Source organism: Streptomyces sp. NPDC058308 (assembly GCF_042880275.1).
Lineage (GTDB): Bacteria > Actinomycetota > Actinomycetes > Streptomycetales > Streptomycetaceae > Streptomyces.
In genome coordinates this window covers 1-1,685 of the sequence record NZ_JBHVZA010000065.1, presented here as the reverse complement: position 1 = coordinate 1,685, position 1,685 = coordinate 1, and the positions used below count along the sequence as shown (strand labels likewise).

2 protein-coding genes are annotated in these 1,685 nt (G+C 68.1%); both read left to right on the top strand.

What is annotated here, in order from left to right:
• Window positions 1-705 precede the first annotated feature (705 nt).
• Window positions 706-1,332: a hypothetical protein gene (locus tag ACFVYL_RS37695; protein WP_389724776.1), complete on the top strand. Its 627-nt coding sequence runs from the start codon at window positions 706-708 to the stop codon at window positions 1,330-1,332.
• Window positions 1,329-1,535: a hypothetical protein gene (locus ACFVYL_RS37690; RefSeq protein WP_389724773.1), complete on the top strand. Its 207-nt coding sequence runs from the start codon at window positions 1,329-1,331 to the stop codon at window positions 1,533-1,535. Before ACFVYL_RS37695 ends, ACFVYL_RS37690 begins: the two co-directional genes overlap by 4 nt.
• The last annotated feature ends 150 nt before the right edge of the window (window positions 1,536-1,685 follow it).

Sequence of the window (1,685 nt, the reverse complement as noted above, 5' to 3'; positions counted from 1 at the left end):
CGCCCGGGCCGGGAGGAGGCCGAATGCGCTGGTGGCGGGCGGGGGCGGGGGGTGTGAGGGCGGGTGGGAGGGGCGGGGCGGGCCGGGTGCTGGGCGGGGGTGCGGGGCTTGGGGCGGGCGGGGACGGGCCGCAGGGGGCGGTACGGGAGGGGCGGGGCGGGGCCGGGTGCCGGGCGCCCCGACAGCGTTGTCGGGGCGCCCGGCGGGCGGGGACGGGCTGGAAGAAACCTGGAGTTCCCCTGCAGAAAAGAGGAATCTAGAGTTCCCCTTTAGGGCGGATCGATTACGAAAAGAAAAATTTAACGCCGCTGGATTGCCGCTCTCTTCCCGCTGGGGTGCACGTTGACACCCCCCGACCGCTCATGGAACTCTCCGATGTGCGCCCATAGCTGCGGCTGGGCAGCGGTGGGGATCTGGGCAACAACCGGGGGGATGGAACGCGCATGACAGCCGTATCCAGTGAACACATCAGGGCCTGTACCAGCCGGGCCGGATTTATTTCTCCTGCCGGAATTTCCTGAACGGAAACGTCCTGTCACCGCGATGTCCTTGAGTGGCCCGCAGCGGCCCTGAACGGCCTTCACCTGGGGTTGGGGCCACTTCGCTCCCCGGGGGCCATCGATCCAGCATTCACTGCAGCGACCGGTTCACACGTTCTTTCCGTCATGCCGGCCGCGGGGCGCGTCAGCTCATGAAGGAGATTCAATGGAGTTTCGCTCATGCCCCAGGAACCATGCCCAGGAAATCCGTGTCGCCGTCGGCTCCGTCCTGTGCACGCCCTGTGTCGAGCAGCTCGAACGCACGCTGCGCACCCTTCCCGGCCTGCATCAGGAGGGGCTGCATCACATTCTTTCGACGTCCGGGCGCAGGAACCCGACAAAGGTGTCGGGCAGCCGCAGGCGGGATCACCTGAATATTTCCGCGCTCGATGCCAGGAACAATATTCTCGCCATCCTTGAGTCATGGGCGGGGTATGTCGTGGAGAAGGCCCAGGTGCCCGCCCCCGGCCGCTCCGTCCCGCACCTCGCATGCTTTTTGGTTCTCCATCTGGAGTGGCTCACCGCCCAGCCCCCTGCCGTTGAATTCGCCGACGAAGTCGAAAGCCTCCGGGTGGAATCGCTGCGGGCGATCGACCCGGAACCGGAGGGTCAGCAGGCGCCCGTCATCGGGTGCGTGGTGGACGACTGCCCCGGGACGATCAACGCCTCGCCGCCCGCCGCCCGCAGCGCCGCCCCGGGCGGCGTCAGCTGTACGTCAGGACATTCATGGGAAATGCGCGAATTGCTCACCATCCGGCACCGCAGGGACCGGCAACGGAAGGACGCCGCATGAACAGACCGCCGCGCCACAGGCTTGTGCCCACGAATGTGGCCGCTCTGGCCACGGGGGTCTCCGAAGCGACCATCCGCAAGTGGGTGAGCCGGGGCAAGATAACCCGCTACGGTTCCCCGGGACGCTCCCAGTTCGACATCGAGGAGCTCACCGAGATCGCTCTGCGCCGCCAGCCGGCCTCCGCTCCCGGCGGGCGTTCCTGACCGCATCCGCGCGCGGATGCGCGCCGTGCCCTTGCTGTGCTCCGGCCGCATGGGGGGCCTAGGCCCTGTCGTCAAACTCGCGTCTGCCTCGCGACGCCTGGCACGCACGCTCGCCGCGTTGTCGGGCTCATCCCGGTACGCCCAGTACCG